The sequence below is a fragment of the Sphingomonas sp. S1-29 genome, from assembly GCF_026167545.1.
Classification (GTDB): domain Bacteria; phylum Pseudomonadota; class Alphaproteobacteria; order Sphingomonadales; family Sphingomonadaceae; genus Sphingomonas.
The window spans coordinates 330963-355078 of sequence record NZ_CP110678.1 but is presented as its reverse complement, the minus strand read 5'-3'; the positions used below and the strand labels follow the sequence as shown (position 1 = coordinate 355078).

The following is a 24116-nucleotide window of genomic DNA, read 5'->3' as shown; positions in this document are numbered from 1 at the left end:
TCGGACGACGCCGGCGGCTCGGAAGGCTACAAAAGCTACACTACGTCCCCCGTAAAATGCCCCCTTCCCCGCGATCGCAACACGATGCCGGTGAGCGTGGGAGAGGCGTGGCCATCTGCCGGGAATAGCCAAGCCGATGCGTGTAGGACAGCGATGCGGCGGCGGGGAGCGCCGGCGCGGGAGCCGGGGCGCAAATGGGAACAACCCCCGTCGCGGAGGCGACGGGGGTTGTTCTGGAGTGTCAGCCTTTGGCGGGTGGCGATAGGTCAGCTATCGCCACCCGCCGAACGGCCCGTTTAAGGTTGGCGTCTGCCGATCTCGATTACATCCGCCACAGCGCGCCGAGCACGATCCGGCGGTCGTTGAGGAAGCTGAAGCGGTCATACAGCTGCCCGCTCTCGTCGATGTAGGAGCGCGCCTTGCTCTTCGTATCGAGGATGTTCGCGATCGACCCGCGGATCTGGAACTGGCCGATGTTGAACTTCAGCGACGCGTCGAGGAAGCCGGCAGCCGAGTTATAGATCGGGTTGCCGGTGACGTAATCGCGATAGGTGGTCAGATATTCCGAGCGCCAGTTATACGCCAGTCGCGCCTCGACCACCTTGTTCTGGTAGATCGCGACGGCGTTGGCGATGTGCTTCGACTGGCCGAGCAGATCGTCGACGCCAAAGCGGAACACCGTCGTCAAGTCATCGGGATTGCCATCGCCATCGGCATCGACGCCGTTGGCTGGAGGCGTGGTCGATGCGTCGATGTAGGTGTAGTTCGCCTGGACGCCGAAATTCTTCAATACGCCCGGCAGGAAGTCGAAGAACTGCTGATAGCCGATTTCGACGCCCTTGATCGTCGCCGTGGCCTGGTTAACCGGGCCGTTGTAGATGATATTCACCTGCTGCCCGTCGAGCGTCGTGCTGCCGAGCGGCAGATCGCCATTGGTGATGATGTTCGAGAGATCTTTGTAGAACCCCGAGACCGACAGATACCCGCCCGGAAAATACCATTCATAGGACGCGTCAAAGCTATCGGCAGTCGTCGGTTTCAGGAACGGGTTGCCGCGGCTGACGCGGATTTCGCCGACGCTGATGTTCTGCGCACCACGATCGATCCCGAAGAGCGGATCGGTTTCGGGGAGCGGGTCGAAACTCAGCCGGTTGGTGGTGACGACATATTCCTGCGACGAGCGCAGATCCTGGACGTTCGGACGGCTGAGGCCCTTGCTGTAGGCAAAGCGCAGCAGCATTTCGCGGTTCAGGTTCCACTTCAGGTTGAACGACGGCAGCCAGCGCTCATCACTTTGATTGATGCTGGTGGGGACTGCGGCCTGTGCGGCATAGGCTACTGCTTCAGGCGCAAAATCGGCGATGTCGTCGCGACTTTCCGCATCATCCGTCCGCGTACGCACGCCATTGGTGACCGGTAGCGTTTGGATATCGGCGACAAACGGGCGGAACGCCTGGAAACCGTTCGAAGTCAGCGTGGTCTTGACGTATCGGACGCCAAAATTGCCGTCGAGCGACATGCCGTTGTCGAATTCCTGCTTGAAATCGATGCGGGCATAGGCGTTCCAGGTCTTTTCATCGATGTCCGATGTATCTTCGGGCCGGAACGTCGCGCGACCGAACCGCGAGCCATCGGTTTCGCCGCGCGGAACCCAGCCATAGTTGTTTCCAAGTTGCGGCTCGCCAGCGATGTAGTTGCGGAAATTTTCATAGCTCGACAACAGGTTCTCGTTCACGAACACGAACTCGTTGTTCGAGCCGTTGACGACGCCGCCGCGGAAGAAATCGCCGAACGGAACCGCCTCGAAGCCTGCGGCAGGATCCTGCATCGTGCCCGCCACGGCGAACCCGCCACGGCCGTCCCATGCCGGTGCCATCGAGCCCCAGTTGAGCGCCATTTCGGAGTTTACCTGGCTGCGCTCCGAATAGCGCGCACCGAACTTCACGCTGTCGAACCAGCTGGCCAGTCCGTCGCCGCCCGAAACGTCGTAATCAAAGTCGGCCCGGAGTGCGTACAATTCGCCGGTGCCTTCCTGGAACTGATCGGCAACGAACTGCCAGGTCGAGCCATTGAGGTCGCCCGTGCTGGTCGCCTGCGGAATGCGAACGCCCTCGACAACACCAGGCGTCGACGGATCATCATTGTCGCCGGTAAAGCGGGTCTGATTGCCGTTGAAGCCGGTTGCCGGATTGACGAAGAACTGGATCTGCGGGTTGTCGAGATCGTGCTGGATCTGCCAATCCAGATAGGTGTTCATCCCGCCCCAGATTTGCCGCTGACGCGCACTCGCCTTGGTATATTGACCATCGAGGGTCACCTTAAGGCGATCGGAGGCATCCCATTTCAGGTTGAGGCTGTAATCTTCGGTGGTCGCTTCCTCGATCTTGCCGATTCCGAGCGAACCCACCGGCGAACCGATCGCGCCGGTATAGTCATCGATCCGGCTGGTGACGAAACCCGACTTCATCAGGCCACCGCCAATGGGAATGAGCGTTTCGCAGTCACCGGGATTGTTCGGGAAGCCGCCGGGGCCGCTGCACATCGCGGTGCCGGCCGAACCCCAGCCGGTGTCGAGAACGAGATCGCGGACGCCGGCGCGCGTGCCGGTGTCGTGCTCGGGGAACCATTCGAAGGTGCGCTCGATGCTGTCGATGGTATTTTCGGCGCGGATATATTTCGCGGTCAACTGCAGCCGGTCGTTCTTCCACTGACCCGCGAAATAATAGCTTTCGCGGTCACGATCGACGTCGTTGGTCCGCAGCTGGAAGCCGGGCGTGATGCCGACGATGTTCGAAGCATCGACGCCGTCGAATTCGCTGAGCTTGTTCGCGCCAGTGAGCAACGACTCGGGTACATTCCCGTTGGCATCGAGCACGCGTGGCATCGGCGCGTTTTGCTGCCAGCCGTTGATCCGTGAATCGAGCTTCGAGCGCGAATAGGAAGCGACGAAGCCGACATCGCCGATCGGGGTCGACCAGCGATTGCCGCCGGTGACGCTGATCTGCGGCGACCATTCCTTGCGGAGGTCCGAGTAGGTGACGTCGCCCGCCACCACCAGCAGCCCGCCGGGACGGTCGAAGGGTTCGAGCGTGCGCAGGTTGATCGTGCCGCCGATGCCGCCTTCGATCAGGTCGGCGCTCTGGTTCTTGTAGACGTCGACGCCGCCGATCAGTTCGGGCGGAATGCTCGAAAAGTCGAGCGAGCGGCCGCCATTGGCGCTGAACGCGTCGCGACCGTTGAACTCGGACCGGACGAAGCTCAAGCCGCGAACGAGGTTACCGCGCCCCTCGGGCGAAGGAAAGTCGGGGCTGGCGCCGCCGGTGGGGAAGCGCGAGATGGTGACGCCGGGAATGCGACCGAGCGCTTCGGCAACCGAAAGATCGGGAAGCGTCGCGATGTCCGAAGCCGACAGCGAATCGACGAAGGTTGATGCGTTGCGCTTGATCTCTTTGGCCGATTCGAGCGCGCCGCGAATACCGGTGACGATGATTTCGCGTTCTTCCTCAGCGGGCGCTTCGGTCTGCTGCTCGCCTTCGGGATCGGTGCCTGCCGTCTGTGCCGATGCTACCGAAGGATATAGCGCCAAGGTCAGCGCCGACGTTGCCAAGAGCAAGCGCTTGGCCGACCACGAAAGATTCGGAATCGCATTCTTCTTCACAGTGCACCCCCTCTTAATAAGACCGATCGTCCGGCCCCGATTTCCCCGCCCGTTCCGGATCGTTTTTAACGCCGCGCTTTGCACGCTGGCGCTCGCGATTTCTCGTCGGGCGACGACTCGGATAACTCAGACTTAACATCCAAGCAAGATGGACAACGCGGACCAATCGGTCCGATTGACATCACCCAAGCCGTCCGCTTTTGTCGACTGGATTTGGAGGCCTGCGTCAATGCGGGCGCTGCGGATAATAGGATCGCGTCAGCGCATAGCGGCCGTCGTCTCGAACGGCACAGCGCGGGTCCGGAGGAGATTTTATCGATGGCCGCCCCTGCGCCTGCACCGACCTGTGATCATGCGTGAACCTATGATTCGGCGCGTATGCATCGTCGGCGGTGGGACGGCGGGCTGGATGACCGCGGCGGCGTTGGCGAACAAGCTCAACGGGCTGTCGATCGCGGTCACGCTGATCGAATCGTCCGAAATCGGCACCGTCGGGGTCGGCGAAGCGACGCTTCCGCATATCCGTGCCTTCAACAAGACGCTCGGCATCGACGAGCGCGACCTGATGCGCGCGACCGAAGCCACCTTCAAGCTGGGCATCGAGTTTCGCGATTGGGGCAAGCTCGGCGACCGCTATATCCACCCGTTCGGCGATTACGGCCCCGCGGTGAACGGCGTGCCCTTCTACCATCACTGGTTGCGGCTCAAGAGCCTGGGCGACACCTCGCGGCTCGACGAATATTCGTTTCCGATCGTCGCCGCCGAGCAGAACCGGTTTCGCCATCCGGCCGCCGAGCATGACCGCATCGAATCGACCTTTGGCTATGCCTATCAGTTCGATGCGTCGCTCTATGCCGCGTTCCTGCGCCGCTATGCCGAGGCCAATGGCGTCACGCGCCTCGAAGGCAAGATCGTCGATACCGCGCTCGACGGCGAGAGCGGGCAGGTTCGCAGCGTGACGCTGGCCGACGGCCGCGAGGTCAGCGCCGACCTGTTCGTCGATTGTTCGGGGTTCCGCGGTCTGCTGATCGAAGGGGCGCTGGCGTCGGGCTATGACGATTGGAGCCACTGGCTGCCGTGCAACCGCGCGGTCGCCGTGCCGACCGCCAGCGCCGGGCCGCTTGGCCCCTACACGCGTGCGACCGCGCGCACCGCGGGGTGGCAGTGGCGAATCCCGCTGCAGCATCGCGTGGGGAACGGCCATGTCTATTGCAGCAGCTTCATCAGCGACGACGACGCGACCCGCCAGCTGGTCGAGAATCTCGACGCGCCGATGCAGGCCGACCCACGCCAGCTGCGCTTCACGACCGGGCGGCGGCGCGATTTCTGGAAGGCCAATGTCATCGCGATCGGGCTGGCGGGCGGGTTTCTCGAACCGCTCGAATCGACCTCGATCCATCTGATCCAGGACGGCATCACCGAATTGCTGGCGCTGTTCCCCGACCGCGGCTTCGATGCGTCCGACGTCATCGAATATAATCGCCGCATGAGCCTGCATTACGAGCGCGTGCGCGATTTCCTGCTGCTGCACTATGTCGCGACGCAGCGCGACGATAGCGAGATGTGGCGCCATTTTCGCGCGCTCACGCTGCCCGACAGCCTGCGCGAGAAAATCGATGCGTGGCAGACGCGCGCGTATGTCGTGCCCTATGAATTCGGGCTGTTCCTGCCGCCGAGCTGGGTGGCGGTGATGCTGGGGCAAAATCTGATGCCGACGGGTTATGATCCGCGCGCGCGCTCGATGGGCGACAACGCGTTGGCCGCGCGCGCAAGCGCGATCCGCCAAGAGGTGGCGGCGGCGGTACGCGGCACCCCCGACCACGCCGATTATATCCGTCGCTCGGCTGCGGCGGGTAGCCTGGCGCAGCGTGCGCCCGCGGCGTAGGATCAGCGATGCAACGCCCGTCCGCTTTCGCCGCACCGATCGGCCACATCCTCATCTGCGGCGGTGGCCTCGCCGCGCATATGACTGCCGCAGCGCTCGCCCGGCAACTGCCAGCGGCTACCCGGATCACCCTCGCCGCGACCTGCGACACCGCCAGTAGCGACCTGTTCTACGGGACGGTGTCGGCGCCCCTGGCCTATGCCTTCAACCTCGCCGCGGGGGTCGACGAACCGGCATTGGTGCAGCGCAGCGACACCGGCTTTTCGTGGGGCACACGCTATACGCAATGGGGCGGCGATCGCGCGTGGACCCAATGCTTCGCGCTGCCCTTTCCGATCCTCGATGGCGTGCAGTTCCACCAATATCTGGCGTCGAGCGGGGCGGGTGCGATCGAGCCCTTCCTGGTTTCGGCGCGCGCGGCGCAGCGGGGGGCGTTCGCGCATCCGCCGCGTGGCCCGGGCGAGACCGGACAGCACCCGCTCGCGCGTGCCGACTACGCCTATCAGTTCGATCCTGCGGCCTATTCACGGCTGTTCGCCGAGGGGATTCCCGCCGATCGGGTCGAACGGATCACGGGCGAGCTAGCTGATGAGTTGACCGACGCTGCCGGGATCAGCGGCGTTCGGCTGCGCGACGGGCGCGTGCTGGCCGCCGACCTTTATATCGACTGCACCGGCACCGATGCTTCGCTGCTCTCGCGCCTGGTTCCCGAGATCGACGGCACGCGCCGCATCGGCATCGCGGCGAGCGACGCCGCGCCTGCGCAGCCCGACGCGCCGCTGCGCACCGTCACTGCTGCGCCCTATGGCTGGGTGAGCGACACCCCGCTGCGCGGGCGGGTAAGGCGCACCAGCGTCTATGACCTCGCGCAGGCCGGCGAAGCAATGGGAGCGCATGGCGGCGGGCCTGAAGTCACCGGCGAAGCGACGTTGGGCGCAAGGCGCGAGGCGTGGAGCGGCAATTGCGTCGGCATCGGTCACGCCGCAGCGGTAGTCGAACCGCTTACCCCTGCACCGCTGATGCTGCTCGAGCGCGATATCGAGCGGTTGCTGGCACTGTTGCCCAACGCCGGCAGCATGACGGTCGAACGCGCCGAATATAACCGCCGCTTCGGCGAGGATCACAGCCACGCCGCGCTGTTCACCCGCGCGCTGTTCGAAGCCGATGGTTTGCCCGACACCCCCTATTGGCGGGCGGCGCGGGCCGAACCGGTGCCGCCCAAGCTGCAGCACAAGATCGGCATGTTCGAAAGCCGCGGCGTGCTGGTCGCCTATGACCTCGAACCCTTTCACCCCGAGGACTGGACGATCCTGCATCTGGGCATGGGCCGCCGGCCGGCGCGGCACGACCGACTGGCCGACCGCGCCGACCCCGCGCGCGTTTCGCAGTTCCTCGCCAAGACCAAGCACGACATCGAACAGGTCGTCGCGAAGATGCCCGCCAGCGGCACCTATCGCGCGCAGCTCGAACAGTATCTGGAGCGTACCCAAAGATGACCCAGCAACCGCTTTTGCGGCGGATCGTGATCGTCGGCGGCGGATCGGCGGGGTGGATGACCGCGGCTGCGCTATCGAGCCTGCTCGATCCCAAGGAAGTGACGATCACATTGGTCGAATCCGACGCGATCGGCACCGTCGGCGTGGGCGAGGCGACGATCCCCGACATCCTCGCCTTCAACCGCATGCTCGGGGTCAACGAAGCCGAATTCATGGCGGCGACGCAGGCGACGTTCAAGCTGGGGATCGAGTTCGTCGATTGGGGGCGGCGCGGCGACAGCTATATCCATCCCTTCGGCCAGCATGGCGTCGACATGCAGGGGATCGATTTCCACCAATATTGGCTGCGCAGCCGCGCCGATGGCGATGGGCACCCGATCGAGGCGTATAGCCAGTGCGCGGTGGCGGCGAAGGCGGGCCGCTTCGCGCTGCCCGATCCGAACCCACGATCGGTGCTGTCGCACGTCCGCTACGCCTATCATTTCGACGCGACGCTCTATGCCAGGTTCTTGCGCCGCTATGCCGAGGCGCGCGGCGTCCGGCGGGTCGAGGGGATTGTTCGCGACGTTCGGCTTCGCGCCGAGGACGGGTTCGTCGAAGCGATCGACCTGGGCGACGACCGCGTTATCGAGGGTGACTTCTTCTTCGACTGCACCGGCTTCCGCGCGCTGCTGGCGGGCGAGACGCTGGGGGTCGGCTTCGTCGACTGGAGCCACTGGCTGCCGTGCGATCGCGCGCTGGCGGTGCCGAGCGAGCATGTGGGGCCGCCCGCGCCCTATACGCGATCGACTGCGAAGACGGCGGGGTGGCAGTGGCGGATCCCGACGCAGCGGCGCGTGGGCAACGGTCATATCTATTCGAGCGCATTCCTGTCCGATGACGTCGCGACCGCCACGTTGCTTGCGGGGGTCGAGGGAACGCCGCTCGCCGATCCGCGCCAGATTCGCTTTCGCGCCGGATGCCGCGAAGCGTTCTGGACGCGCAACTGCATCGCGATCGGGCTGGCCGCAGGGTTCCTCGAGCCGCTCGAATCGACCTCAATCTATCTGATCCAGGAGGGCATCAGCCGCTTCATCTCGCTGTTCCCGCGCGCGGCGATCCCCGATATCCTCCGCACCGAATATAACCGCCACATGCGCACCGAATTCGAACAGGTGCGCGACTTCATCATCCTGCATTATTGCGCGACCGAGCGCGACGACAGCGACTTCTGGAACTATTGCCGCACCATGCCCGTCCCCGACACGCTGACGCACAAGATCGAGCTGTTCCGCGAGACCGGGCGGGTCTTTCGCTACAACGAGGAATTGTTCGCGCGGCCGAGCTGGGTCGCGGTGATGCTGGGGCAGCGGATCATGCCCGAATCGTGCGACCCGATCGTCGCCACCCTCCCCGCCGCCGACATCGCGCGCAGCCTGGGCTCGATGCGCAGCGCAATGGCCGCGGCGGCCGAGCAGATGCCGACGCACGAGCGCTTCATCGCCGGCTATTGCCCCGCCGCAGCCTGACGGCGGGGCGCCGCACCACCCCGCCGGCCGGCCGCGCTAGCCGGCGGTGATCAGATCACGCCGGCCTTCATCTGCTTGACCGCATGATCGGCCGCCCGCGCGGTCATCGCCATGAAGGTGAGCGACGGGTTGACGCACGATACCGACGCCATCATCGCGCCGTCGGTCACGAACAAATTGGGCGCGTCGTGCGCCTGGTTCCATTCGTTGAGCACCGACGTGCCGGGATCGCGGCCCATCCGCGCGCCGCCCATTTCGTGGATGGCTTCGCCGGGCACATGCTTGCCGCGGTAGCTGTTGACGTTCTTCAGCCCCGCCTGGCGCAGCATGATCATGCCCTGCTCCTGCGCGTCGTCCATCATCTTGATCTCGTTGTCGCGGAAGGTGACGTCGAAGCGCAGCAACGGGGTGCCGAAGCGATCGGTCTTGCCGAAGTTCAGCATGACGCGATTGTCGTCATAAGGCAGGCATTCGCCGAACGCGCCCATGTTGAAGCGCCATGGGCCATATTCGCGCATGCCGTGCTTCATATCCGCCCCGAAGCCCTCGGGAGGCGAGGCCTGGCGTCCCGCGCCGCCCTGATAGCCATAGCCGCGCTTGAAGGGCAGGTCCTCCTGCTCGAGGTTGCGGAAGCGCGGGACATAGACGCCGCCGGGGCGCCGGCCATATTCGACATAATCGGTCATTCCGGGGATTTCGCCCGAGACGTTCACGCGGAAGATATGGTCCATCACCGCGCTGCCGAGCGCGCCGTTCGAGTGGAAATAGCTCCGCTCGCTGTCGCCGGCACGCGAGTTGAGCAGCACGTGGAGCGAGCTCATCGCCGAGGCGCACAGGAACACCATCCGCGCGTCAACGATCTCGATCTTGCCGGTATTGGCGTCGGCCAGCCGGACGCCGGTCACGCGCTTGCGCGCCGGGTCATATTCGATGTTGGTCGCCCAGGCGTCGGCGCGCACCGTCAGCCGCCCGGTCGCCCGCGCGGCGGGGAGCGTGACCGCCTGGGTCGAGAAATAGGCACCGAAGCTGCAGCCGCGATGGCATTGCGCGCGGTTCTGGCACTTTGCGCGGCCCTGGTCGGGCTTGTCCTCGGTGATGTTGCTCAGCCGGGTGTTGATCAGCTTGCGCCCGGGGAATTCGCCCTCGAGCCGACCTTTGAGCCATTTCTCGGCGATGTTCATCGGTACCGGCGGCATGAATTCGCTGTCGGGCAGATAGGGGAGGTTCTCGCGCCCGCCCGACACGCCGATATATTTCTCGACATAGCTGTACCAGGGCGCGACGTCGTCATAGCGGATCGGCCAATCGGTACCGATGCCCTCAAGCTTGTTGGCCTCGAAATCATTCGGGCCCCAGCGGAAGCTCCAGCGGCCCCAGGTCAGCGACTTGCCGCCGACCACCGACGGACGGACCCAGTTGAACTTGTTGGGCGCGTCGTAATCATAGGGGTTGAGGCGGTCGTTGATGAAGAAGGGCCGCGTGCTCGGCGAGACCCAGCCGTTGAGCGCGAAATATTCGCTCTTGGCGATCGCCGCGGGCATCCGGTCGCGCGCCGGGATCTCGAAGGCCGATTTGCCCTCGTACGGATAATCCTCGCCATGTTCGACCATCCGGCCGCGATCGACGAGCAGGACGCGAAGCCCTTTCTCGGTGAGTTCCTTTGCGGCCCAGCCGCCGCTCACGCCTGAGCCGATGACGATTGCGTCGAAGCGATCTGTTGCTGCCATGTTCATTGTCCGCCGGATCGAAGGGTCGGGAAAGGGTGGTTGCGTGCGCGGGCCGAAGCCGCTGGATCGCCTAGGACGAGAAGATCTTTTTGACCTTCGCATACGGGTAGGCGCCGTCATATTCGCCGGGGACGGGCAGATAATGCCGCTCCTGCTTGATGCCGACCTCCGACGTATAATAGCCGGTAATGACGAGCTGGCGGAACGCTTCGAAGAAGTCCGCCGGGCCCGACAGGCCGCCGTTCATCGCCAGCGTCAGCAACGCATCCTGCTGCGCCGGCGTGGCCTGGGCGGCGGGCTTGCGATAATCGGCCATGCTGCGTGCATCGATCGCGGCGAGGCCGCCGAGGATCAGCGCACGGTCGTCATCGATCGCCCAGTCGCCGAGCATATGCTCGATATAGTCGGGCACCCCCGCGGTGATCGCGCCGGGGGTATCGGTGGTCGGCAACACGCGCTCGCTGAGCGCGGTGACCAGCGCGCGCTGCGCCGGCGTGAAGACCGGCGTTGCGGTGCCGGTGTTGATCACCGGTACGGGCTGGTTGGCCAAGGCGCGCGCGAGGGGCGCGAACAAGGTCGCGCCGAACATGCCGACCACGCCGGCAAGCGCCGTTCTGCGATCGATCAGCATGCGGCACCCTGTCGCATTCCAAAGGTGCCCGGAAACGGGTGCGCCGCCGCCAGCGCATGCGCGGGGGAGAGATGGGCAGGTGACCGCGACAATAAATTACGCCGCACGACCGTTGCGTGCCGATGACCTCCGGTCATTCGCCTCTCCGTATTATTTCGTTATCTGGTCCGAGTTATTCACACGCTGGCGCGACAGTCAATGCTGACGCGGCGAGGATTTCGACATGAATCGAACCTCGGCATGCGGCGCTCAGGGGGGGGCGGAGCCTTCGCGAGCTTTTCCTTGGGAGGATCAGCCGCGGCTCAGCATCCCGAAAGTAGCGAGTGGATCAACGCCGGCCAGCGCTGCGGCGCCGTCCCTATTTCGCTGGCGGCGCTCCGCAGCAGCGGGAGCCGCGTTTGGACCAGATCCTGTTGCAAGATCCGCGTTGTCGAGGTCGAACAGTTGATCGACAACGATACGGCGCCGGGCATCGAAGACCGGAACCGCGACCGAGACGAGGCCATAATCGAGCTCGTCGAGCGCGGTGCCATAGCAGTCGCTGCGCGTCCGATCCAACCGTGCCTCGAGCGCCTTGCGCGTCGTGACGGTATGTTCGGTGAAGCGCGGCAGCGTCGCGTGCCGCTAATAGGCTGCGAGAACGGGCTCGGGCTGGAAGGCGAGCAGCACCTTGCCCAGCGACGTCGCGTGCCGCGGGTAGCGGGTCCCCGTGTTCGCCCGCAGCCGGATGGGCCGCGTGGTCGAGACGTGCGCGACATAGAGGATATCGGTCTTCGACAGGACTGCCATCGAAGGCTGTCGCCGGTCTCGTCGCGCACGCGCTACAGCGAGGGCAGCACGATCCGCTCGAGGTTCATCCACGAGAGATAGCTGTTGGCGAAGGTCAGCACTTCGGCGCGCTCAACCACGCTACCGCCAACATCCCGGTTGGGCAGGTGCGCATGCATAGGTGCTGGGGGAATTACCGCGGCCGCACCATTGCGACGTACCCTTCGACGACATCATCGATCTGGTCTGGCGCGCGCGACTGCAGGCAATTCAGTTCGAGGCCGCCAATCCGCGCCACGCGCACGAATTCGCGATGTTCGAGCGCGGCAGCCTGCCCGAGGGCAAGGTGCTGATCCCCGGCGTGGTCGAATGCCAGTCCAATCATATCGAGCACCCCGCACTGATCGCGCAGGCCATCGGCCGCTATGCCGATCTGGTCGGACGCGACAATGTCATGCCAGCGGTCGATTGTGGCTTCTCGGTCCATGTCAGCTCGAGCGGGGTCGACCGCCACATTGTCCGGGCTAAGCTCGCGGTGCTTGCCGAAGGCGCGCGGCTGGCGAGCGCTAGATATTGCTAGCGGCCTGTCCAGGGACGGCGGTCGAGCATTTTTCGATTGCGCCGAAAAAAGCGCCAAAAAAGTCCGCTGCAGGATGTGCTGGGCGGATGGAGGGGGGTGTTTGGTTGCGGTAAGCCGCATACTACAAGCCCGACATTCGCTGTCGGTTAGGGTGTAGCTAAGGCCGTCCCGAACCGTATCGGCGGATACAATAGTGCGAATTCTTCGAAAGAGCCCGTACCAGGCGTCTTAAACCCCTAGCCGCGCTGGTTATCATCAGATGCATTCGGTTTGACGCAGCCCCGCTGGTGCTTTGCTTTGAGAGGGCCCCGCGAAACCTCCACGGGGCCCTTACCTCGTCATTGCGCCAGTGCGACTACGGCGATCGCCTTTGCCGGCAAGTCGAACGCCAACCGTCCGCCCACCACCTTTGCTTGATAAGCAATCGGAGCGATGGTGTCTGGAGCATCAAAGCTGTTGTGCGTATCGATCGCGGGGCCCGTCAGCATCCGCCCAGTCGCTGTTCCGGTCAGGTTGGTCATGATGCGTGCGGGCCGATTGGGGTCTACGTTGACCAGCGCCATGTAGAGCCGCCCATCGGCGCCGCGCGCCACTGAAGCATCGATCGCCGGCATCCGATGGGTGCCGTTAACGTAATCGGGGGTCCCGACGCTTGCGGCGAGCGGCGTTGCGCCCTGGAACGGCTGATACATATCGAACACGTGATAGGTGGGGGTCAGCACCATCCGCTTGCCATCAGTCAAAATCATCGCCTGCAGAACGTTCACCATCTGCGCGATCGCGGCAAGCTTCACGCGCTCGGTATGGCGGTGAAAAATGTTGAGGGTGACCGCCGCAACGTGAGCGTCGCGCAAGGTATTCTGCTGGTACAGGAAGCCCGGAGTCGAGCCCGCTTCCTGGTCGTACCAAGTACCCCATTCGTCGACATACAGCGCCACCTTCTTGGCCGGGTCATATTTGTCCATGATCTGGCTGTGGCGCGTGATCAATTCGTCCATATAGCGGGCATTGGTCAGCACCGATGCCCAAGCGGGTTCGGCGAAGCCCGTTGCGGGTCCTTTCTTCTCCCAGCTTTCGGTGAAGCTGTAGTGGTGCAAGCTGATCGCGTTCATCGTATCGCGCGCTTCGCGCATCAGCACTTCGGTGAAATTATAGTCGGCGACGTTCGCGCCGGTCGCCACCTTGACGATCGGCGGGGTGCCTGCGGGTACCTTTACGAAGGTCTGGTATCGGCGGTGCAGATGAGCTGAATATTCGGGTTTCATGTTCCCGCCGCAGCCCCAGCTTTCGTTGCCGACCCCGAAATAATTCACCCGCCAAGGCTTGTCGCGGCCATTCTTGCGCCGCTCCTGCGCCAGCGTCGAATCGCCGTCGGCGGTCATATATTCGATCCAGCGCGCCATCTCGATCGGCGGCATCGACCCCATATTGCCCGCGATATAGGTGTCGGCGCCGAGCAGCTCGGAATAGTTCATGAACTCATGAGTACCAAAGGCATTGTCCTCGAGCACGCCACCCCAATGCGTGTTGACGCGGCTTGGACGCTTCGATCGTGCTCCGATTCCGTCGCGCCAATCATATTCGTCGGCAAAGCAACCGCCCGGCCAGCGCACTACCGGAACCTTGATACGCTTGAGCGCGTCTAGCACATCGGTGCGGTAGCCGTCGCGATTGGGAATAGGGGAGTTCGGCCCGACCCAGATGCCCTCGTAGATGCCACGGCCCAGATGCTCGGCGAACTGCCCATACACCGCAGGTTCGATCCGCGGCCCGGAGGCACCGGTGTCCACCGTCACCGTCGCTTCGATCGGCGCCGGCTCGGTTTGTGCAAAGACCGGGCTGACTCCCACCGTCGCGACAAGCGCCACCGTAGCCGATTTCCAAAACTGCATCTGTCGCTCTCCTAAAGCTTCAACGGTATTCCGCCTCTCGTGGCGTGATGGTTTGCCACCACACACGAAGCTGCCGGCTTTGGCGTTCGCACCCTCGCCCCGCCCGTATGGTGTCGGCTGACGCGACCGACCGGACAGCCGTTGCGCATGCAGGCGAAATGGCAGCGCCGCCATATTTTTTATATACTCAGACATAACAGGCAATGGCACCGGGTCAATGCCCGGAATGGGCCTTGTCCCGCCTGATGGTGACCGCTTTCCGATCAAGCGGATATCCCCACGCACGGGTGCAGCGAGATCCTCACCGCTTAATCAGACGCGAAGGATACTTGCCGGCAAAAATGCATGGCGCCCTTAAAAAAGCCTTGCACGTTCAAATCACCCGACCTAAAAATCTTATTGTCTGAGTTTTAAAGGCGGCCCCTTCGGGGACAAACGACCGCCTATCGACCGGGAGGATATCGGATGAAGGGTTTCAAGCTCGCTATTGCGTGCACCACCGCATTAAGCGCGATTTCACTCTATGCGCCGTCGGCGGTCGCGCAGTCGGTTGACCCGGTCGAACCTGCGCAGGCTCCCGATCAGGAAATTGCCGCAGGACCCGAAGAAGACATCGTCGTTACCGGCATCCGCGCAAGCCTGCGCGAAGCACTGGATATTCGTCGCGAATCGATCCAGATCGTCGATTCGATCGTCGCCGAGGACGTCGGCAAGCTGCCCGACAACAACGTCATCGAAGCACTGCAGCGCGTTACCGGGATCCAGGTGACCAATCGCGGCGCGGGTGAGGCGGGCGCGATATCGATCCGCGGCCTGCCTGACGCGCTGACGACGCAAAACGGCCGCAATATCTTCACCGCTTCGGGTCGCGCCTTCGCGCTGCAAGACATCCCGGCGAACCTGGTCAAACGGATCGACGTCTACAAGACGCGCTCGGCCGACCAGATCGAGACCGGGATCGCCGGGCAGATCGACGTCTTCACGCGTCGACCATTCGACTTCGACGGATTCGCACTTTCGGGCGTGGCACGCGGGATCTACAACGAACAAGCCGACACCTATAACCCCAATGTCAGTGCCCTGATCAGCAATCGCTGGGAAACCGGGATCGGTGACATCGGCATCCTGATCAACGGCAGCTACGCCCGGACCGATTTCCGCGACATGAGCGTGACCTCGGGCGCATTCGTCCCCTTCGTCACTGAAAACGCGCCGCCGGGCTTCACCCCGCTGCAACGCGTGTTCCCCGAAACCGGCGCCTGGCAGCCCGGGCTCGAGCGCGGCTTGCCGACCGAGGCGGGATCGACCTTCCCGCTGAACGGGCAGCAGGTCCCCTATTATCTGGCGCGCGACGCGGTATTCAGCCCCGATCTGACCGGCCAGCGCGAGCGCCCCGCGGTCAACATGGCGTTGCAATGGGCACCCGACAATCGATCGACCTATACCTTCGAAGCGTCGTGGACCGGGTTCAAGCAGACGACGTTCAACAGCCTGATGTTCAGCTTCGCCGACTGGTGGGGCAATCTCGGCCCCGATCCGGCATCGACGCTCGAACTATACGACGGCACCAATATCGTTAAGTCGCGCCGGGTGGGCGATGTGTTCGGTTTCAATTCGGGCGACTACACGCGCAGTAACACCGATAGCTACGTCTTCGCGCTCAACGGCGACTGGAAGGTCGGCGACAACGGCAAGATCACTGCCGACCTGTCGTACCAGACCAGCGAGTTCAATACCCAGTTCCTGGCGATGCGGATCGACCGCGTCGCGTCGCAGATCGATGTCGATTTCAATGCCGGCGGCGGCATCCCGTCGTACAATTTCAGCGATAACGCGCTGTTGCTCGATGCCGCGCAATGGAATGTCGGGGAATTCTACGACAACGCTAACCGCTCACAGGGACAGGCATTAACGCTGCATCTCGACGGCGAGCAAAGCTTTACCGACGGGTTCCTGCGCCGGATCAAGGCGGGCATCCGGATCGACGATCGCAAGGCGGTCGATTCGGTTCGCACCCAGGACGCGCCGGGGCTGGGCCAACGGTTCAGCGCGCTCGATCCGGGATTGCAGTTCACCAACAGCGATTTCTTCCAAGGCCGCGCCAGCGTGCCGACATCCTGGCTGGTGCCCAACGGCCAATATATCTTCGAGAATACCGACGCGATCCGGCAATTATATCGCTCGACGGTCGATCCGGGCATCCAGCTGAGCGACCAGCTGTCGCTGACCGACGTGTTCGACATCAACGAAGCCACGATGACCGCCTATGCGCTCGCAGATTTCGAGGTCGACGTCTTCGGTCGTCCGCTGCAGCTGCAGGCGGGCATCCGCTATGTCGATGTCGATACCGATCTGGCATTCACCGATCGCCTGACGGGCAATACCACCGAGGCGTCGCAGGTCACCCAGCGCTTCCTCCCAAGCTTCACCGCGCGCTTTGGTATCACCGACGATTTGCGGCTTCGCTTCAACTATGGCGAGACGCTGCGGCGTCCGGGCTTCGCCGACCTCAATCCCTTCTTCAATCTTACTGGAGATCTGACCGGGATCGGGCGCGGATCGGGCAGTGCGGGCAATCCCAATCTGCAGCCGACCTCCTCGCGCAACTATGATTTGGCGCTCGAATGGTATTTCGCCCGCGACAGCGCGATCTACACCACGCTATTCCGGCGCGAAATCGACGGGCTGGTCGTCCCGCTGACGTCGTTGATCGATATACCGAATTCAGGCCAGAACACCGATCGCTTCGCCATCACGCGCCCCGAGAACGCATCGAACGGCGTGTTGAAGGGGCTCGAACTTGGTCTTGTCCTGTTTCCCGACCTGCCGGGAATCCTTGATGGCTTCGGCATGCAGGGCAGCCTCACGCTGCTCGATTCAACGCAAAACATCCCGCTTTCGGACGAAGCCGGCAACATCGTCGGCCAGACCGAGAGCGCGTTCTTCGGCGTGTCGGATATCTCGTACAACGTGACGCTCGCCTATGATCGCGGACCGGTCGGTGGCCGACTTTCCTATGTCTGGCGCGACAACTTCCTAGCCAGCAACGAAGCGCGGCTGTTCGCCAACCCGATCGGCGTGTGGCGCGTCCCCGAAAAGAGCCTCGATTTCCAGCTCACGCTGGCGCTCAACGACCGGCTAGGCGTGACATTCGACGCGGTTAACCTGACCAATGCGGTGCAGCAGAATTATTACCGCTTTGAAGATGTCGGGAACCCCGACCAGTTCAATCTGGGCACTACGTTGCTCAGCCGAACCTTTGCGCTTGGCGTCCGCTATTCGCTCGATTGACCTCCACCGGGCGCGGTGCGGCTGCCCCGCCGCGCCCCTTTTTCATACGTTCGATGAGTTGGAGTGAGTCATGAGAAGCACGCTTTACACAACATCACTGCTTGCGGTGATGCTGGCCGGTTGTGGCGAAACCGCTAGCGATACGCCGCCACCCAGTGGCAATCCGACGAGCAGCGCGCCGGCGCCGGCGCCGGTGCCCACCCCAACGCCTACGCCTACCCCCACGCCAACACCACCCGCGACCGGCTCGATCGCGCTATCGGGCGCAACGGCACCGGTGCACGACCCAGCGATCCTGCGCGACGGCGACCGTTATCTGCTGTTTTCGACCGGCTCGCTCACCGACCCCGAAGGCATGTTGGCGATGCGGACCTCGCCCGACATGCTGGCATGGACGTTGCGCGGCCCCGCCTACACCGCGCTGCCGGCATGGGCCGAAGCAGCGGTGCCCGGCACCCGCGGGATGTGGGCGCCCGACATCGTGAAGCGCGGCGGCGAATATCGGCTCTATTATTCGATCTCGACATTCGGTCGCAACGATTCAGCGATCGGCATGGCCACCGCGACGTCGGTCGACGTCGCCGACCCCGATGCTGGCTGGAGCGATCAGGGCCCGGTGGTCGAATCGAATATCGGTGACAATTTCAACGCGATCGACCCGGCGGTATTCACCGACGCCGATGGGCGCGAATGGATGGCGTTCGGCAGCTTCTGGTCGGGGCTGAAGATGATCGAGCTCGATCCCGCGACGGGCAGGCGCAAGGCAGGCGACACCGAGATACGCAGCATCGCCAGCCGCCCCAGCCCCACTGCGATCGAAGCGCCGTATGTCATTCGCCGCGATGGCTTCTATTATCTGTTCGCGTCGTTCGACAGCTGCTGCCAAGGTGCCGACAGCACCTATAGCACCGTCGTGGGTCGATCGACGTCGCCTACCGGCCCCTATGTCGATCGCGAGGGCCGGCAGATGATGCAAGGCGGCGGCACGGTGATCCTCAAATCGGGTCAGGGCGAAGCGGGCCAGTTCGTTGGACGCGGCCATGTGGCGATCCTGCAGGAGCCCGGCCGCGACTATATCGTCTACCACGCCTATGACGTGCGACGGAACGGCTTGCCTACGTTGCAGATGCAGCCGCTGGTCTGGTCGGCCGATGGCTGGCCGACTGCCGGGTGATCCAGCTAACACGCGATGGCCGATGGGCTTTCAAAAGGAACGAACCGATGACCCTCGTATCGCGCCGCCTGTTCATGGCAGGGGCAACCATCGCCGGCACCGCGCCGCTATTGGGCTGCGCGCCGCTCGCCGGGCGTGCCGGCGCAAATGCCGCCGCCGCGGGCGGCATCGTCAACCCGGTGGTGCGCAACCGCGCCGATGCGCAGGTGTTTCTACACACCGACGGCTGGTACTACATGACCGGATCGGTGCCCGAATATGATCGGTTGGTGCTGCGGCGGTCGCGCACGCTCGCGGGGCTGACGACGGCGCGCGAGGAGGTTTTGTGGCGTCATGAAAAGTCAGGCCCCTTGTCGGGCTTCCTCTGGGCGCCCGAGCTGCATCAGATCGACGGTCGCTGGCTGATGTACTTTGCGGCGGGTCCCAGCGGCGGCGGCGAAGATGTGTTCCGCATTCGCACCTATGTCGTCGCGTGCAACGGCGCCGATCCGATGACGGGCAAATGGGCGTTGCTGGGGCAACTCGAAACCCCATGGGACAGCTTCAACCTCGATGCGACCAGCTTCGTCCATCGCGGCACCCGCTATCTTGCTTGGGCGCAGCGCGAGCCGGGGATCGAGACCAATTCGAACCTGTATCTCGCGCCCCTCGCCACGCCGCTTACGCTGGCCGCCAAGCCGGCGAGACTGACGATCCCCGAGCTTCCGTGGGAAATCCGCGGGTTCAAGGTCGCCGAAGCCCCTGCGCTGCTCGCCAGGAACGGCCGGCTGTTCATGACCTATTCGGCAAGCGCTACCGACGCACGCTATTGCCTGGGGATGCTAACCGCGCGCGACGACGCCGATATCATGGACCCACGGGCGTGGACCAAGTCGCCGGTGCCGGTAATGCAGACCTCGCCAACCAACAACATCTACGGACCGGGGCACAACAGCTTCACGATAGACGAGCAAGGCCGCGACATGCTGGTGTTCCACGCACGCGATTACGAGAAAATCACCGGCGATCCGCTGTTCGACCCCAATCGCCATACGCGCATCCAGCCGGTGCGCTATGACAGCGCCGGGGTGCCGCTATTCGATCCCCCGGTCGGCAATGGGCCACTGACATGACCCTGCCTGGCGAGAGCGGTGCGGCACGCAAGGGCGATATCGGCAAAAATCTGGCCTGCCACTCTAATAGGGCACGTCTACACGGAATAAGCGCGGAACGCTTCTGCATCCATCGCGCCCAGGGAAACCGAGATCGCGCGCCTATGCGGGTCACTCGAGACTTAGGGCTAGAAAGCAAGGAACAGCAAGCGCATGACCGGCGAGGCGGAGAAAACTGTTGCACCCAGGTCGTCGGAACGTCGCGTGCGCGGGGCGGTCGCGCACGAACTTGGGCGTGCGATCTTGGCTGGCGATTATCGTCCGGGAGAGTTGCTGCTAGGCGAGGTGGTTTTTGCGGAAAAACTAGGAGTGTCGAGGGGCGTATACCGCGAGGCGGTGCAGGTCCTGATCGGTAAGGGCTTGGTAGAGAGCCGGAGGAAGCTGGGGACACGCGTCCTTCCTCGTAACCGTTGGAACATGCTTGATCCCGACGTCCTTGCTTGGGGCTTGGCCAACAACCCCGATCTGCGGTTGCTCCGGAGCCTGTTTGAGATTCGAGCCGTAATCGAACCAGCGGCAGCAGCCTTGGCGACCGAACGACATAATGCGGCGGACATCGAACGGCTTCGCAAATCGCTCGACAAGATGGGGCGGCATAGTGTCTTTAACGAAGACGGCCGGGCCGCGGATCGAGATTTTCACGCTGCCATACTTACGGCGTCACGGAATGACGCACTAGTAACACTTAGCGCAGGCATTACCGCGGCGGTCGGCTGGACATCCGATCTAGTCAGCCGTGGCAAGGCTACGCCACGCGATCCTATGCCTGACCACATGGCCGTCTATAGCGCGATTGGTAATCGCGACCCGAGCGCTGCGTTTCAAGCCATGAAAGATCTCGTCGACTTCGCGCTTGCTGACACCCGCGAGACGCTGGACGGATTGTAGCGGCGGTCATACGGCAAGTGCCGGCAACGGCATCGAAGGGCTAAGGCGCGGGATATTGCCACCCGGGAACCACTTGCAATAACGGGTTGGATTAGCCGTGCGACCATTTTGCGATCAACCGCATACCCTTGCCCCCCAGCTCAGTCGACTTGGGGCCGCCCGTTAATGGGTTTAGTAACGGCGCGCGCCTCGTAGCCAAAGCCGTTGAACCTTGAGCCCATTAGCCGCCTCGCTGTCACCTCGGCCGGCGAGGGAGCGAGTTTTCCAAACGCCAGAATTTTGAACCTCTTCCCGGTGGCGAGGCCCCACCTGCGCCTCGAGCATGGCTATCCGGAATGCCGCGACAATCCCATCCTTTCCGTTCGGGGCCATGCCTCCTGCTTTCCAACGAACCCGAGCTGCCTTCGCTGTAACGCCCAGTCGAGCGGAAGATCGCATTCCATGAGACTTCGCCGATCGAGGGCGGCGGGTTGCGTACCATCGATGATGGCTGCGACGATGTCGGGTGCGAGGTAATTGAACCTGATAAGCCGGAAAAATGATGCGGGCTTACGCTTCAGTGAGTACGCTAGGTCAGCGATACTACGGTGACGATTGTTAAAGGTCAGCGTTTGAGCCGCTCATGCGTCTTCGAGAAGCGCCAACAGCTTCGCGCACGGGGTCGGTACGCCGGCGTGCGGCATCAACGGCAGCCAGTCCTTTCTGCGCTCTCGCGCCATGGCAACCGCCACCTCTTCGACATGTACTTGCCCGGGCCGGCTGAGCTCGACATCCGAGGCGCTAAACAATCCGACGCCATCCGAAGCAATGAGTTCGGCGAGAGCACCCACGCGCAGCGTGATGAACACCCGATCGCTAGCCACTTCAACCCGCTGCAGCACGCCCTTCAGGGCGCCTGACAGCTGAACGATCGTTAGACGATCGAACCGCAGTGCGGCGGCGGCGGCCTCGTCACTAAGTTCGTCGATTTGGAGCCCGTGGTAACCGGCCCGGATCAGCAGCGGCCGCAGGATGGTGCGATCGGACATCTGACGCTTCAACACTTGCAGGACAAGTTGCTCGATCGCCTCGGCGCGGATGCGCATCGGCCGGATCCGCTGCCGGGTTGCCCAGGCGGTAAAGGCGGACGAATAATATCGCCCGTTCGCCGGCCCGCCATAGACGTCGCGGGCCACCATCCGGCGCCCAAAGCCATCGACCAGAATCCCGGTTAGCAGATTGCGCGGCTGGCGGGGTTTGAACTGCTCGCGCTCCTTTAACACCGCTTGTGCCTCCCAGAGCGCCGGCTCGACAATGGGTTCGTGGACGCCAGGTTGCCCTCTCCGCGATAGGTCAGATCGCCTATGTAAACCGGGTTCCGAAGCACATGGTGGAGCGAGGTCAGGCTGATGGGTCACCCTTCCTTAGCCCCGATTTTGAACGCCAGGCTTTGCGCTTGCGGGTGTCGGCGATGAGACGTTTGTACGTCGCGGAAACGCGCTTGGTTTCGACATAGGTCTCGAAGATGCATCGCACTGCCAAGGCCTCCATATTGTTGACCACCAGCCGGCCCTTCTTGAGGTGGTAGCCGATCGGCATCGCCGCCGGTCCACAGACCCCGCTGCTTCATGACCATCTTTTTGTCGCGCATGCGGTCGCTGGCGATCTCGCGCGCGAACTGCGCGAACGTGAGCAGGATGTTGCGGATCAGCCGGCCCATGCTGTCGCTGGTGTCGAAAGTCTGGGTGATCGACACGAAGGCGACCCCGTAGCGGTCGAAGAAGTCGATGAGCCGTACGAAATCGAGCAGGGTTCGCGTGATCCGATCGAGTTTGTACACGACAACGATATCGGCCAGGCGCTGCTCGATATCGGCCAGCAACTCCTGCAGGGCGGGCCGAACGAGGTTGGCCCCGGACCGCCCGGAATCGTCGTAGGGCTTGCCCAATTCTGCCCAGTGCTTATGCTGTTGGCTGGCGATATAGCAAAAGCAGATCGCGCGCTGGCTTTCGAGCGAGGTTACTTCCTGACCAAAAGGAGGGTCGAAGCTTTTGCGCGTGTAGATCGCGCAGCGTCTTCCGGTAACAAGAGTCGGTGTTTGCATCGTGCATCTCCGATGAAAGCTGCACGACGACAATGATATGATCGCGGGAGGACGATAGCGGCGTTCCAATGGCAAGATTGCCGTCGCAAACGGCAGATTCCGTGGATCCCGAGCCAGGTGGCACCCCTTGGCTTTGCGCAGTGCCAAGATGGCCGCCCGAAAACGATGTGCAGACAAAGACTTACGGGACCACCGGGCCATAGCTTTATCTTGCCTTACGCCCCCTCCCCTTCCCGACCGCCATCCTCGCCAGCTCACGCCCCCTTCCGCCGCCCTGTTAGCAACCCGACCCAAGGCAAAAAGAGATCGGGAGCCGATGCTGTCCGCACCGCCTCCCGATTTCGAATATGCGCGATCAACGCGCCGATGCCATCGCCGCATGCGCGGCCTTTCGACTGCGAACGTGCCGACATCCGAGCATGCCGTGCGCACTGCCCTCGCCATCGACGATCATCGTCGCTGTGAACCAGCGACCGTCCCGGCATCCACAAATCGCCACGCGATCGAACCAGACCTCATCGCCATCGCCGCTTTCATAGGCACCCAGCCAGCGCTCCTCGCTGCGGGCGTCCCAGCGAAATTCTGCCTCTTCGGCCTCGAGAAACCGCCGCGCCAAAGCCCCGCCCGCACCCCGTCCGAACTCGATATCTAGCCCTGCGACCAACGTCGTCATCACGCGATCCGACGCTCCACCGATCTGCTGATTCATGGTCATGGGAACCTCCTTCGTGCCTGTCTTCCTCATCGAAGACAGGCCCTCGACGGCGGCTGGCGGCGCGCCTGTCAGGGCTGCCGCCGCGCCAACGGCGGCACCGCGAAGCGGCGGCGGAGGAACCGATTTGCGCAGCAAATTGGAGGGGCCGCCGGCCTTGCACAGGCGCGCCGCCAGCCGCCATGCTCGGACGACCCGAGACGAGCCCCTCCCCGCTCTCGATCACGCGGAACGCCCGCCCAGCACATGCGAAAAGACCGGCCCCAACGCCCGGTCGGGCGCCGGAGCCGGCCCGTCCGCCTCAGTCGGCGGGGTTCCAGATGACCGCGAACCGGTCCTCGGCCTCACCCGCGGCGCGCCCGAGATTGGCGTAGAGACGCCGCGGCCCGAACTCGGGCGCCGCCAGGCTCAGCGAGACATAGTCGCGGCCCGAGCTTTCCGACCGGCGCGTCCATCCCGCCCCGATCTCGACCCCATCCGAGATCACGCGATAGTGCGGCTGGGTATCGCCCGAGCGGTTCGCGTTGACGACGATCGCGATGTCGGCGCGGATGCTGAGCGTCTTCAGCTGGCCCTTGAAAGATCCGTCGTCGTGGCGAGTCACATATCCGATGGCAGCCATGATCTTCACTCCTTGCATGCGACCCGGGACCATCCCGGTCGACGGCGCCG

18 protein-coding genes and 1 pseudogene are annotated in these 24116 nt (G+C 63.5%); 8 read left to right on the top strand and 11 right to left on the bottom strand.

Going from position 1 to position 24116, the window contains the following annotated elements; translation table 11 throughout:
• Positions 1-322 precede the first annotated feature (322 nt).
• Positions 323-3658, bottom strand: a complete 3336-nt coding sequence (locus OKW76_RS01630; protein ID WP_265550543.1) for a TonB-dependent receptor — start codon at positions 3656-3658, stop codon at positions 323-325.
• 364 nt (positions 3659-4022) lie between these two features.
• Here OKW76_RS01630 and OKW76_RS01625 point away from each other — a divergent pair, with 364 nt between their 5' ends.
• Genes OKW76_RS01625 through OKW76_RS01615 form a run of 3 tightly spaced genes read left to right on the top strand, consistent with a single transcriptional unit; the run spans position 4023 to position 8547 of the window.
• The gene (locus tag OKW76_RS01625) at positions 4023-5543 is read left to right on the top strand and encodes a tryptophan halogenase family protein (RefSeq protein ID WP_265550541.1); all 1521 of its coding nucleotides are present in this window, start codon (positions 4023-4025) and stop codon (positions 5541-5543) included.
• Between the two features lie 8 nt (positions 5544-5551).
• Entirely contained in the window at positions 5552-7039 is a 1488-nt protein-coding gene (locus OKW76_RS01620; RefSeq protein ID WP_265550539.1) for a tryptophan 7-halogenase, read from the top strand.
• Entirely contained in the window at positions 7036-8547 is a 1512-nt protein-coding gene (locus OKW76_RS01615; RefSeq protein ID WP_265550537.1) for a tryptophan halogenase family protein, read from the top strand. Before OKW76_RS01620 ends, OKW76_RS01615 begins: the two co-directional genes overlap by 4 nt.
• Positions 8548-8597: 50 nt before the next feature.
• Here the strand turns inward: OKW76_RS01615 and OKW76_RS01610 are convergent, their stop codons facing one another.
• The 5 genes from OKW76_RS01610 to OKW76_RS01595 all read right to left on the bottom strand — a co-directional run bounded on the left by OKW76_RS01610 (position 8598) and on the right by OKW76_RS01595 (position 11852).
• Complete coding sequence (locus OKW76_RS01610) at positions 8598-10274, bottom strand: GMC oxidoreductase (protein WP_265552701.1); 1677 nt, start codon at positions 10272-10274, stop codon at positions 8598-8600.
• 70 nt (positions 10275-10344) lie between these two features.
• The gene (locus tag OKW76_RS01605; RefSeq protein WP_265550535.1) at positions 10345-10905 is read right to left on the bottom strand and encodes a gluconate 2-dehydrogenase subunit 3 family protein; all 561 of its coding nucleotides are present in this window, start codon (positions 10903-10905) and stop codon (positions 10345-10347) included.
• A 291-nt stretch (positions 10906-11196) separates the two neighbouring features.
• Positions 11197-11517, bottom strand: coding sequence for an IclR family transcriptional regulator domain-containing protein (locus OKW76_RS16170; protein WP_322740121.1), 321 nt, complete (start codon positions 11515-11517; stop codon positions 11197-11199).
• Positions 11518-11529: 12 nt separating this feature from the next.
• Positions 11530-11694: a hypothetical protein gene (locus OKW76_RS16165; protein WP_322740107.1), complete on the bottom strand. Its 165-nt coding sequence runs from the start codon at positions 11692-11694 to the stop codon at positions 11530-11532.
• Between the two features lie 32 nt (positions 11695-11726).
• Positions 11727-11852 carry a hypothetical protein gene (locus OKW76_RS01595; protein WP_265550533.1) on the bottom strand — a complete coding sequence of 42 codons (126 nt, stop codon included), beginning with the start codon at positions 11850-11852 and terminating at the stop codon, positions 11727-11729.
• A gap of 2 nt (positions 11853-11854) precedes the next feature.
• Between OKW76_RS01595 and OKW76_RS01590 the strand changes: the two genes are divergently transcribed.
• Complete coding sequence (locus OKW76_RS01590; protein WP_265550531.1) at positions 11855-12253, top strand: hypothetical protein; 399 nt, start codon at positions 11855-11857, stop codon at positions 12251-12253.
• 338 nt (positions 12254-12591) lie between these two features.
• Here OKW76_RS01590 and OKW76_RS01585 read toward each other — a convergent pair whose 3' ends face one another.
• Positions 12592-14145, bottom strand: coding sequence for an alpha-N-arabinofuranosidase (locus OKW76_RS01585; protein WP_416221853.1), 1554 nt, complete (start codon positions 14143-14145; stop codon positions 12592-12594).
• Between the two features lie 465 nt (positions 14146-14610).
• On the opposite strand from OKW76_RS01585, the gene OKW76_RS01580 reads away from it, so the two are divergent.
• From OKW76_RS01580 to OKW76_RS01565, 4 genes and pseudogenes are all read left to right on the top strand, one after another.
• Positions 14611-17436 (top strand): TonB-dependent receptor, encoded by a 2826-nt coding sequence (locus OKW76_RS01580; RefSeq protein ID WP_265550527.1) that lies wholly within the window; start codon positions 14611-14613, stop codon positions 17434-17436.
• A gap of 70 nt (positions 17437-17506) precedes the next feature.
• The gene (locus OKW76_RS01575; protein WP_265550525.1) at positions 17507-18610 is read left to right on the top strand and encodes an arabinan endo-1,5-alpha-L-arabinosidase; all 1104 of its coding nucleotides are present in this window, start codon (positions 17507-17509) and stop codon (positions 18608-18610) included.
• A gap of 47 nt (positions 18611-18657) precedes the next feature.
• Positions 18658-19716, top strand: a pseudogene (locus tag OKW76_RS01570) (family 43 glycosylhydrolase); the annotation flags it as partial.
• A gap of 198 nt (positions 19717-19914) precedes the next feature.
• Positions 19915-20649: a FadR/GntR family transcriptional regulator gene (locus OKW76_RS01565; protein ID WP_265550519.1), complete on the top strand. Its 735-nt coding sequence runs from the start codon at positions 19915-19917 to the stop codon at positions 20647-20649.
• A 620-nt stretch (positions 20650-21269) separates the two neighbouring features.
• Here the strand turns inward: OKW76_RS01565 and OKW76_RS01560 are convergent.
• From OKW76_RS01560 to OKW76_RS01545, 4 genes are all read right to left on the bottom strand, one after another.
• Complete coding sequence (locus tag OKW76_RS01560) at positions 21270-21911, bottom strand: hypothetical protein (protein WP_265550518.1); 642 nt, start codon at positions 21909-21911, stop codon at positions 21270-21272.
• 131 nt (positions 21912-22042) lie between these two features.
• Positions 22043-22732, bottom strand: a complete 690-nt coding sequence (locus OKW76_RS01555) for a recombinase family protein (protein WP_265550516.1) — start codon at positions 22730-22732, stop codon at positions 22043-22045.
• Positions 22733-23087: 355 nt separating this feature from the next.
• Positions 23088-23447, bottom strand: a complete 360-nt coding sequence (locus tag OKW76_RS01550) for a hypothetical protein (RefSeq protein ID WP_265550514.1) — start codon at positions 23445-23447, stop codon at positions 23088-23090.
• 298 nt (positions 23448-23745) lie between these two features.
• Entirely contained in the window at positions 23746-24066 is a 321-nt protein-coding gene (locus OKW76_RS01545; RefSeq protein WP_265550512.1) for a DUF736 domain-containing protein, read from the bottom strand.
• Between the last annotated feature and the right edge of the window lie 50 nt (positions 24067-24116).

What these genes read in the sequence shown, in the direction of transcription:
- OKW76_RS01565 (WP_265550519.1), top strand. Translation starts at nt 19,915, where the DNA reads ATGACCGGCGAGGCGGAGAAAACTGTTGCACCCAGGTCGTCGGAACGT.
- OKW76_RS01615 (WP_265550537.1), top strand. Translation starts at nt 7,036, where the DNA reads ATGACCCAGCAACCGCTTTTGCGGCGGATCGTGATCGTCGGCGGCGGA.
- OKW76_RS01610 (WP_265552701.1), bottom strand. Translation starts at nt 10,274, where the DNA reads ATGGCAGCAACAGATCGCTTCGACGCAATCGTCATCGGCTCAGGCGTG.
- OKW76_RS01555 (WP_265550516.1), bottom strand. Translation starts at nt 22,732, where the DNA reads ATGCAAACACCGACTCTTGTTACCGGAAGACGCTGCGCGATCTACACG.
- OKW76_RS01605 (WP_265550535.1), bottom strand. Translation starts at nt 10,905, where the DNA reads ATGCTGATCGATCGCAGAACGGCGCTTGCCGGCGTGGTCGGCATGTTC.
- OKW76_RS01595 (WP_265550533.1), bottom strand. Translation starts at nt 11,852, where the DNA reads ATGCATGCGCACCTGCCCAACCGGGATGTTGGCGGTAGCGTGGTTGAG.
- OKW76_RS01625 (WP_265550541.1), top strand. Translation starts at nt 4,023, where the DNA reads ATGATTCGGCGCGTATGCATCGTCGGCGGTGGGACGGCGGGCTGGATG.
- OKW76_RS16165 (WP_322740107.1), bottom strand. Translation starts at nt 11,694, where the DNA reads ATGGCAGTCCTGTCGAAGACCGATATCCTCTATGTCGCGCACGTCTCG.
- OKW76_RS01620 (WP_265550539.1), top strand. Translation starts at nt 5,552, where the DNA reads ATGCAACGCCCGTCCGCTTTCGCCGCACCGATCGGCCACATCCTCATC.
- OKW76_RS01575 (WP_265550525.1), top strand. Translation starts at nt 17,507, where the DNA reads ATGAGAAGCACGCTTTACACAACATCACTGCTTGCGGTGATGCTGGCC.
- OKW76_RS01580 (WP_265550527.1), top strand. Translation starts at nt 14,611, where the DNA reads ATGAAGGGTTTCAAGCTCGCTATTGCGTGCACCACCGCATTAAGCGCG.
- OKW76_RS01585 (WP_416221853.1), bottom strand. Translation starts at nt 14,145, where the DNA reads ATGCAGTTTTGGAAATCGGCTACGGTGGCGCTTGTCGCGACGGTGGGA.
- OKW76_RS01550 (WP_265550514.1), bottom strand. Translation starts at nt 23,447, where the DNA reads ATGACCATGAATCAGCAGATCGGTGGAGCGTCGGATCGCGTGATGACG.
- OKW76_RS01545 (WP_265550512.1), bottom strand. Translation starts at nt 24,066, where the DNA reads ATGGCTGCCATCGGATATGTGACTCGCCACGACGACGGATCTTTCAAG.